This window comes from Bradyrhizobium sp. LTSP885 (genome assembly GCF_000938305.1).
In the GTDB taxonomy this organism is placed as follows: domain Bacteria; phylum Pseudomonadota; class Alphaproteobacteria; order Rhizobiales; family Xanthobacteraceae; genus Bradyrhizobium.
The window spans coordinates 42,103-51,281 of record NZ_JYMT01000013.1; the positions used below are offsets into that span (position 1 = coordinate 42,103).

Consider the following 9,179-nt stretch of genomic DNA (forward strand, 5'->3'; position numbering starts at 1 on the left):
GCCGTCATATCACGGTTGTTTCCTGCTTGCCGGTGCGCCGGTTGATCAGCAGCAACGGAATTGCGGTGACGAGGATAAGCACCGCGGCAGCGGCGGCCGCGAGCCCCGCGCCGGTGCCCTCGATGGCATGGTACATGACAACGGTCGTGGTGACCCAGCCGCTCGCATAGAGGACGATGGTCGCGCTTAACTCGGATGCCGCGGTGATCCAGACCAGCACCAGCCCGCCGACAAGACCACTCGCCATCAAGGGCACCGTCAGGGTCGCGAAGGTTTTGGCTGGCGAGACCCCGAGATTGATCGAGGCTTCCTCGAGCGAAGGATCGAGCTGATGCACGATTGCCGAAGATGACCGGATCGCGAACGGCAGCTTACGGACGACATAGGCGATGACCAGGATCAACCAGCCTCCGGTCAAAATCACAGGACCGCTGTTGAACGCGATGATGAGCCCGATCGCCAGGATCGTGCCCGAGACCGCAAACGGCACCATGCCGACGAAGTCGAGCAGTCCAGACAAGCGGGAGCGGTGCCGGGCGACGACATAGCCGATCGGGGCACCGATCAGCATGGTGGCGACGGCGGCGATGCTGGCGAGGGTGAGCGTGTTGAGCAGCGGCCGATAGGAGCCCGACAGCAGGGTGGCGTAGTTGCCCAATCCCAGCTCCCAGGTCAGGACGGGGCCGCGGAAGCGCAGAAATGAGACCATCAACACGGCCGCGAACGGCAGCAACGAGACGATCACGATGCCCCAACTCACGATGGTGGCCACCAGGCGCAGTCCCGGCGTCAGCGGCAATTTCGCCGGCGCGCTGCGGGCACTCGTCGAGAAACGGCGCTTGCCGAGATAGTGCCGTTGAACCAGCAGCGCGAGCGCGGTGCAGGCGATCAGTAGCACGCTGAGCGCTCCCGCCGCGGCCGGGTTGGCGTCGGATTCGCCGGCGAATAGCTTGAAGATGTCGACGGCCAGGAATGGCCGGTCTTCAGCCAGCACCGCCGGCACGCCGAAATTCTCGAGTGCCTCAATGAAGACCAGCAATCCGCCGGCGAGGATCGCCGGCATCACGATCGGCAGCAACACGGTGCGGATTACATAGGGTCGCGAACCGCCGAGATTGCGCGCCGCTTCCTCCATCGAGGCGTCGACGGCCCGGAAGCCAGCCAGCACCGGCATGACGACGTAGGGATAGAGTGTCAACGTGAACACGATGACGATGCCGGGCAGGCCGTAGATCGAACCGATAGGAATGCCGATCCCGCGCAACGCCGTGGTGACGACGCCGGCATGGCCGAACAGCAGCACCAGCGCGTAGGCGCTGACGAACGAGGGCAGGACCAGCGGCAGGGTCGCAAGCGTCAGCAAGAGCGCGCGGCCTGGGATGTCGATGCGGGCGAGACAGAAGGCGAGCGGGATGCCGATGGCGCATGCGAACGTCGTCGCGAGCGCGGCGCAGAGCAGACTGTTGCCGATCGAGCCGAGATAATAGCGGCTCTTCACAATCGCCGCGTAGTTGCCAAGTGTCAGGCCGCCCGTGCCGTCGATCCGTATGCTCGCATCCAGAACGAGCGCCAGCGGATAGAGCAGAAACACCGCGAGCAGCACCAGCGCCGCCAGTGTCACGATGGTGGCGAAGCGTTTCATGGCGCCGGAAACGCCTTGATCTGGGCGGGGTCGTAGGTGAGGGCGAGCGGCGCGCCCGGCGAAACATCGAACACCTGTCCGCCGAGCGCCGCGATCCGAATCTGGGTACCGTCCGGCAGGGTTGCGTGAAGTCGCTGCACCGGGCCGAGAAATTCGCGCAACGCCAGCCGGGCTTGAACCAGTGGGCCGGTGGAATCGTTCCCCAGCCGCAAGGCCTCCGGCCGCAGCGACAGCAGCACCGGCACCCCCGGCGCGGCGATCTCGCCCCTGACCGTGAACTCCGTTCCGGCTGCCGCGACAACGGTGTTGTTGCCGTCGAAAGCTCCCGCGATGCCCGGCACCATATTGGTCGAGCCGAGGAACTCGGCCACGAAGGCGGTTTGCGGCAGCCGGTAGATGCGTTCGGGTGTGTCGACTTGCTCGACCCTGCCGTGACGCAAGACGGCGATGCGGTCGGAAATGGCGAGTGCCTCCTCCTGATCATGCGTGACGTAGATCGCGGTCAGGCCGAGTGCCTGCTGCAGCTGCCGGACCTCGATCCGCATTTCGGTGCGCAGCTGCGCGTCGAGATTGGATAAGGGCTCGTCGAACAGGAGCACAGCGGGTTCGATCACGAGCGCGCGGGCGATCGCCACGCGCTGCAGCTGACCGCCCGAGAGCTGGTGTGGCGAGCGTTGACCGTAGCCAACGAGACGCACCCGCTCGAGTGCCTTCTCGACACGCGCCCCGATCTCGGCAGCCGGGACCTTCCTGGCCTTCAGCCCGTAAGCCACGTTTTCGGCCACGGTATGGTTGGGGAAGATCGCATAGTTTTGAAACACCATGCCGGTGTCGCGGCGATGCGCAGGCAGGCTATCGATGCGCCGGTCGTCGAAGGAAATCGAGCCGGATTCGACATCGACGAAGCCGGCGATCATGCGCAGCAGGGTCGTCTTTCCGCAGCCTGAAGGCCCAAGCAGCGTGAATAGCTCGCCATGCCTGATATCGAGCGAGATGTCATCCACGGCCCGCACCGCGCCGAAGCTGCGGGTCAGGTTTTCAATCCGGATCGTGGTCATCGGATCAGCGTGTGTTCTGGATCGTGGTCTTCAGCCGCGCGAGGATGTCGCGCCGCGCCGCTTCCCATTTGCCTTCGTCGTAGGGCAACACCTTGATCGCCGAGAACGGCGCCATGCCGGACGCCAATGCGTCGAGTTCGATATCCTGGCGGGCAGGGCGCCTGAAGGTCGCCTTCAGGAGCATCTCCTGGACCTCCTTGCTGGCCAGATAGTCGACGAGCTTTTTGGCCGTCTCGGGGTTCGGTCCGCCTTTCAGGACCGCGGCGCCCTCGACGCCTGCATATGTGCCCTCGGCCGGATAGACGACGCTCACCGGCGCGCCATTATGGGCCCACAGGAAGCCGGCATATTCGAGGGTGATGCCGAGCGGATACTCGCCGCTGCCGATGCCGTCGAAGACCTGGGTCGAGCGGTTGAGCACCTTCGCATTCGCAAGCAGCTCGCCGATCTTGGTCCAGGCCGCGTCTCCGTCGCCCCACAGCGAGAGAAGCGTGGTGGCAGCGGCATAAGAGAATCCGGAATTGGACGGGTCGGTATAAGCGAGCCTGCCCTTCCATTTCGGGTCGAGGAGGTCGGCCCAGGATTTGGGTCCGCTGGCCTTGTCGATCGCCTTGGTGTTCTGGCCGATCACAACGACCTGGATGTTGGTGCCCAGCCAAAGGTCGTTCGGATCGCGAAACTGGTCCGGCACGGCTTCGCGGCCCTTGGCCGGGTAGGGCTGAAGGTGCGGGCTGGCCAATCGCAGGAGCGTCGCACTGACGCCCCAGATCACGTCGCCCTGCGGATTGGCGGCCTCGGAGGCGATGCGGCGCACAAGAACACCTGAGCCGGTCGAGACCACGTCGACCCTGATTCCGGTCGCCTTGGCGAAGCCGTCGGCGACAAGCTTGTTCACGGTGTCGTCGTTGGACGAATAGAGCACGACGTTCTCCTGGGCCGACGCCAACCCGGCCGCGAACAGCGATGCGGCGAGCGTCACGACGCGGGCGAGGACGGAGGCAGGAGATCTCATCGTGGTTCGCCCTTGTAAGTTTAGCCGTTGCTCATGTGGTTGCGGCGAGGTGCTCGGTGGCGGCCTTGAGTCCGGCACCGGGTTCGATCGGGAGGCCAAGCTTCGTCAGTGCGTCTTCGAGATGCAGAAGGTCGGTCAGAATGGTCCCGGCATTCAAAGCGCCCATCGTGCCAAACCGGATGACACGGCCGGAGAGACGGTTGCGGGCGCCGGCGATCACCGTGCGATGATCCTGGTAGAGCTGCCGCACGATGGCGCCGCCCTCGAGCCCGTCCGGGACTTTGAAAACCACGACCGTGCTCGAGCGCGGCCCATCGTTGCAAAAATCTGCAAGTCCGAGCGCCGCGCCGCCGGCGCGCAGCGCGCCGGATAGCCGCTTGTGGCGCGCGAGCACATTGGAGAATCCCTCCTCGTGCATCATCGTCAGGGCTTCACGCAGGCCATAGATATGGCTCACCGGCGCCGTGAACGCCGTCTCGTTCTGCTCCGCGGATTTCAGCGCGCGGCGAAAATCCCAATAGAACACCGATCGTCCCTCGTCCTGACCGATCACGCGCCACGCCTTGGCGCTTACGCTGGCAAGCGCGAGGCCCGGCGGGCACATCAAGGCCTTCTGCGAGGCCGAGACCACGATGTCGACGCCCCATTCGTCCTGCCGCATCTCGATGCCGCCGAGACCGCTCACCGAATCCGCGACGAGCAGCGTCGGCCGGTCGCGCACAAGCGCGCCCAGGGCTGCGAGATCGGCCACGATCCCGGTCGAGCTCTCATTGTGAACGACGACGACGGCTCGATAATCTTGCTCGCGCAACCGGGCCTCCACCGCGCCAACATCGATCGCCTGGCCCCACGTGATCGCGACCGTGTCGACTGTGATGTTCATGGCCTTGGCGATCGCGGTGAAACGCTCACCGAACTGACCATGCTCGATCACGAGGATCCGGCTGCCGGGTCCGGCCACGTTGACGAGCGCGGCCTCCATGACGCCGGTTCCGGAGGCGGCAAAGAACAGGATGTGGTTCGTTGTGCCCAAAATCGGGCGGACCATCTCCTCCGCCTGGCCGATCGCAGTCCGGCACTCGGGACCGCGATGGCTGACCATCACCCGGGCCATCGCGTGCCGCACTCGCTCGGGCACTTCCGTGGGGCCGGGAAGCCGAAGACGGTATCCCGTCGCGGCGATGGCGGATGGCGTTTCGGTGCGGGTCATAGCTTGAAATCACGATTCTGGCGCAGGTAGGGGGCGGCGGCTCCGATCTCAGCATTTCGCTGGTGTGGCGAGCCAAGGTCAACCGAAAATCGCCAAGACAGGGATTTCGATGCTGAAGACGCAAGGGGTCGTCGCTGCCCAGCACGCGCTGGCGATCCTGGACAGTTTCGTGGGAGCCGGTGCACGCAGCGCCTCGCATCAGCTCTCGCTTGTGCTCGGCGCGCAACTGCCCCGGGAGGTCGGCGCGCCGCGGATCATCAGCCTGCCATCGGCCGAAACAGGCGCTTCCTGACGCCGCCCGGTTTGGGTGTCGACGGACCGACGTCTTCGCCGTCCGGCGCCGTATCGACGGCGAAGTAGCGCGATCCGAGATGTGGAGATGCCAACCTCTCGACGTCGCGTCCTCGACGTGCGCCTCGGCGCTCAGATGTCGATGTTGGCGCTGAGCGAGTTTTCCTGGATGAAGTCGCGGCGCGGTTCGACCACGTCGCCCATCAATTTGGTGAAGATATCGTCGGCCTCGTCGACCTCCTTGACCTTCACCTGCAGCAGCGAGCGTGCGTTGGTATCGAGCGTGGTCTCCCAGAGCTGGCCCGGATTCATTTCGCCGAGACCTTTGTAGCGCTGCAACGAAACGCCCTTGCGGGCGGCGTCGGTGACGGCCTCGAACAGGCCGACCGGGCCGTGGATGGCTTGCTCTGAATCTTTCCGGCGCAGCTTGCCTGCACGCACGTAGGTCTCTTGCAGCCTGGTCGCGTATTCGTCGAGCTTGCGCGCATCCGCTGAGCCGAGAAACGCGTCGTCGATAACAGCCGCCTCCTTGACCCCGCGCACGGTGCGCTCGAACTGGAAACCCTGCCCTTCGGTGAAAGTGCCGATCCAGCCGCGCTCGACTTCGTCAGCAACGGCGTCCAGCCGCTTGGCGATGTAGTCGGCCGCCGAGTTCGCGGTATCGACATCGCTGGTGATCTTGGGGGTCAGCACACCCGCGATAGCGGCCTGCTCGATCACCGCGCGACTATAGCGGCTGTGCAGATTGCGCAGCACGGAGCGGATGATTCGGGCGTCCTCAACCAGTGACAACAGGTCGCGGCCCGAGCGGTCGTCGCCGGAGGCCGGCTTGAACACGCATTCGTCGAGCCCGGTCGAGATCAGATAATCCTCCAGTGCGCGCTCGTCCTTCAAATACTGCTCGGACTTGCCGCGCGAGACCTTGTAGAGCGGCGGCTGGGCGATATAGAGAAAGCCGCCATCGATGATCGCGCGCATCTGACGATAGAAGAAGGTCAAGAGCAGCGTGCGGATGTGAGCGCCGTCGACATCGGCGTCGGTCATCACGATGATCTTGTGATAGCGCAGCTTCTCGACCGAGAAATCGTCGCTGATGCCGGTGCCAAGCGCCGTGATCAGCGTGCCGATCTGCTCGCTCGACAGCATCTTGTCGGGGCGAACGCGCTCGACATTGAGGATCTTGCCGCGCAGCGGCAGCACCGCCTGGAACTCGCGGTTGCGGCCCTGCTTGGCGCTGCCGCCGGCCGAGTCGCCCTCGACGATGAAGAGTTCGGACTTGGCGGGATCCTTTTCCTGGCAGTCGGCGAGCTTGCCCGGCAGCGAGGAGACGCTGAGCGGGTTCTTGCGGGTCAGCTCGCGCGCCTTGCGGGCGGCTTCACGGGCCGCCGCCGCCTGGATCACCTTGCCGACGATCTCCTTGGCTTCCTTCGGATGCTCCTCGAACCAGGCCGCGAGCGCCTCGTTCAGGACGTTCTCGACCACCGGGCGAACTTCCGAGGACACCAGTTTGTCCTTGGTCTGCGACGAGAATTTCGGATCAGGCACCTTCACCGACAGCACCGCGGTGAGACCTTCGCGGCAGTCATCGCCGGTCAGCGCGATCTTTTCCTTCTTCGCATTGGCCTCGGCATAGCCGTTGACCTGGCGCGTCAGCGCGCCGCGGAAGCCGGCCAGATGGGTGCCGCCGTCGCGCTGTGGGATGTTGTTGGTGAAGCACAGCACGTTCTCGTGGTAGCTGTCGTTCCACCACAGCGCCGCCTCGACGCCGATGCCGTTGGCCTCCGCGCGCACCATGATCGGAGCCGGCACGATCGCCTTCTTGTTTCGGTCGAGATATTTGACGAACTCCTCGACGCCGCCGTCGTAACGCATCGCCTCGCGCTTCTCGACCGCGTGGCGCATGTCGGAGAGTACAATGTTGACGCCCGAATTGAGAAACGCGAGCTCGCGCAGGCGATGCTCCAGCGTCGCGAAATCATATTCGACATTGGTGAAGGTTTGCGTCGAGGCGAGGAACGTCACCTCGGTGCCGCGCTTGCCGTTGGCGTCGCCCAAGGTCTCGAGCGGAGCCACCGCGTCGCCATGGGCGAACTCGATGAAATGCTCCTTGCCGTCGCGCCAGACCCGCAATTGCAGCTTGCTCGACAGCGCGTTGACGACGGAGACGCCGACGCCGTGCAGGCCGCCGGAAACCTTGTAGGAATTCTGGTCGAATTTTCCGCCGGCGTGCAGCTGGGTCATGATGACCTCGGCCGCCGAAATGCCTTCGCCCTTGTGGATGTCGACGGGAATGCCGCGGCCGTCGTCGCGCACGGTGACGGAGTTGTCGGCGTTGAGCACGACTTCGACCGCGGTGGCATGGCCGGCCAGCGCTTCGTCGATGGCGTTGTCGACGACTTCGTAGACCATGTGGTGCAGGCCGGAGCCGTCGTCGGTGTCGCCGATATACATGCCGGGCCGCTTGCGCACGGCATCGAGGCCCTTCAGCACCCGGATCGATTCCGCACCATATTCGATCGGAATGGGATGCTCAGATTCGGCAGGGGTCTGCCGGGCAGGTTCTGTCATGTGAGGCCTTCGAGGAGTGTCCCGAATCAGCGGCGCAAGAGGGGGCGCTGATTCCACTATTTGTGCCACGAAAGAGGTATTGCGCCTAGCGCAAAGTCTCTGTCCACAAGTTATTGAATAAATGGGATTTTTTCACTGTCTTTCAAGACCGTCAGAGGTCGATTCCGAAGGCTCTGAAAAGCCCGATTTGGAGGCAGATTCGAGGGCTTTTCGGAGTGCGATCCCGCATCCCTCAGCCGCGACGGGTGACGCAGCCGGACTCGACGTCGAAGATCTCGCCCGTGGGGCCGATGTCGATGAAAGCTGCGGGATCGGCGCCGGTCATCCAGACCTGCGCGCCGAGCTTTGCCAGCTCCTCGAACAGCGCCTTGCGTCTGTTGGGATCGAGATGGGCGACGACCTCGTCGAGCAGCAGCAGCGGCACGATGCCGGTCATCTCCGCAACCATCGTCGCGTGGGCCAGCACCAGCCCGATCAGCAGCGCCTTCTGCTCGCCGGTCGAGGCATCGCGCGCCGGCATGTTCTTCGGCGCATAGACCACCTGCAGGTCGGTCAGATGCGGGCCATCCAGCGTGCGTCCGGCGGCGGCGTCGCGCGGGCGGCTGGCGCGCAGGATCTCGCGGTAGCGGTCCTCCACCGCAGTGGCGGGTTCCTGCAGCAGCGCATTCTCCATCCAGCCGTCGAGCATGATCTCGGCCGAAGGGAAGGCCGACGCCGCGCCGCGCTCGCGCAGCATCACGGCGAGTTTGGCGGCGGTCTGGCCGCGCGATGCGGCGACCGCGACCGCAAGCTCCGCGGTCTCGCGCTCGATCGCGTCACACCAATGATCGTCATAGTTGCGCACTTCGAGCAGCCGGTTGCGCGAGCGCAGCGAGCGTTCGAGCGCCGAAACGCGGCTGGAATGGTCGGAATCGATCGCGAGCACCAGGCGGTCGAAGAAGCGCCGTCGTTCGGACGCGGCGCCGAGGAACAGCCCATCCATCGTCGGCGTCAGCCACACCATGCGCAAATGATCGCCGAAGGCGGTCGCCGAACTCACCGGCTCACGGTCGATGCGGCAGCGCCGGCTGCTGGCGGTTGCGTCGGCGGTCGGCGGATCGATGCCGGTGCCGAGCGTTGCGAGGCCGAGCGCGCCCTCGACCTCTGATGACACCGCCCACGAGCCGTCGCCCTGGTTGTCGGCGATATCCTCCAGCGTGGCGCGGCGCAGGCCGCGGCCCGGCGACAGCAGCGAGATCGCCTCCAGGCAATTGGTCTTGCCGGCACCGTTCGGCCCGACCAGCACCACCATGTCGCCCCGCGCCGACAGCGTCGCCGCCCGGTAATTCCGGAAATGCGTCAGCGACAGCCGATGAATGCGGGACGGGGTCATGTCTGTCCTTCGTCATGGCCGGGCTT

At 65.0% G+C, this 9,179-nt stretch carries 7 protein-coding genes; 1 reads left to right on the plus strand and 6 read right to left on the minus strand.

The window, feature by feature from the left end; all coding sequences use genetic code 11:
- Nucleotides 1-4: 4 nt before the first annotated feature.
- The 4 genes from UP09_RS09000 to UP09_RS09015 are packed head-to-tail and all read right to left on the minus strand — an operon-like array spanning nt 5 to nt 4,922.
- Complete coding sequence (locus UP09_RS09000) at nt 5-1,642, minus strand: ABC transporter permease (RefSeq protein WP_044537778.1); 1,638 nt, start codon at nt 1,640-1,642, stop codon at nt 5-7.
- Complete coding sequence (locus UP09_RS09005; RefSeq protein WP_044537779.1) at nt 1,639-2,700, minus strand: ABC transporter ATP-binding protein; 1,062 nt, start codon at nt 2,698-2,700, stop codon at nt 1,639-1,641. The genes UP09_RS09000 and UP09_RS09005 overlap by 4 nt, the downstream gene beginning before the upstream one ends.
- Before the next feature lie 4 nt (nt 2,701-2,704).
- Entirely contained in the window at nt 2,705-3,712 is a 1,008-nt protein-coding gene (locus tag UP09_RS09010) for an extracellular solute-binding protein (protein WP_082070070.1), read from the minus strand.
- Nucleotides 3,713-3,743: 31 nt separating this feature from the next.
- Nucleotides 3,744-4,922 carry a pyridoxal-phosphate-dependent aminotransferase family protein gene (locus tag UP09_RS09015; protein ID WP_044537780.1) on the minus strand — a complete coding sequence of 393 codons (1,179 nt, stop codon included), beginning with the start codon at nt 4,920-4,922 and terminating at the stop codon, nt 3,744-3,746.
- A 109-nt stretch (nt 4,923-5,031) separates the two neighbouring features.
- On the opposite strand from UP09_RS09015, the gene UP09_RS09020 reads away from it, so the two are divergent.
- A complete protein-coding gene (locus tag UP09_RS09020) occupies nt 5,032-5,214 on the plus strand; it encodes a hypothetical protein (protein WP_044537781.1) in 183 nt (60 codons plus the stop codon).
- Between the two features lie 131 nt (nt 5,215-5,345).
- On the opposite strand, the gene gyrB is transcribed toward UP09_RS09020, so the two are convergent.
- Both gyrB and recF read right to left on the minus strand, forming a co-directional pair.
- Nucleotides 5,346-7,781 carry a DNA topoisomerase (ATP-hydrolyzing) subunit B gene (gene gyrB, locus UP09_RS09025; protein WP_044537782.1) on the minus strand — a complete coding sequence of 812 codons (2,436 nt, stop codon included), beginning with the start codon at nt 7,779-7,781 and terminating at the stop codon, nt 5,346-5,348.
- A 232-nt stretch (nt 7,782-8,013) separates the two neighbouring features.
- On the minus strand, nt 8,014-9,153 hold the full coding sequence (gene recF, locus UP09_RS09030; RefSeq protein ID WP_044537783.1) for a DNA replication/repair protein RecF: 1,140 nt from the start codon (nt 9,151-9,153) through the stop codon (nt 8,014-8,016).
- Nucleotides 9,154-9,179 lie beyond the last annotated feature (26 nt).

Bases quoted from the DNA above. Each gene is read 5' to 3' on its own strand.
- UP09_RS09000 (WP_044537778.1), bottom strand. From the start codon at position 1,642: ATGAAACGCTTCGCCACCATCGTGACACTGGCGGCGCTGGTGCTGCTC.
- UP09_RS09005 (WP_044537779.1), bottom strand. From the start codon at position 2,700: ATGACCACGATCCGGATTGAAAACCTGACCCGCAGCTTCGGCGCGGTG.
- UP09_RS09010 (WP_082070070.1), bottom strand. From the start codon at position 3,712: ATGAGATCTCCTGCCTCCGTCCTCGCCCGCGTCGTGACGCTCGCCGCA.
- UP09_RS09015 (WP_044537780.1), bottom strand. From the start codon at position 4,922: ATGACCCGCACCGAAACGCCATCCGCCATCGCCGCGACGGGATACCGT.
- UP09_RS09020 (WP_044537781.1), top strand. From the start codon at position 5,032: ATGCTGAAGACGCAAGGGGTCGTCGCTGCCCAGCACGCGCTGGCGATC.
- gyrB (WP_044537782.1), bottom strand. From the start codon at position 7,781: ATGACAGAACCTGCCCGGCAGACCCCTGCCGAATCTGAGCATCCCATT.
- recF (WP_044537783.1), bottom strand. From the start codon at position 9,153: ATGACCCCGTCCCGCATTCATCGGCTGTCGCTGACGCATTTCCGGAAT.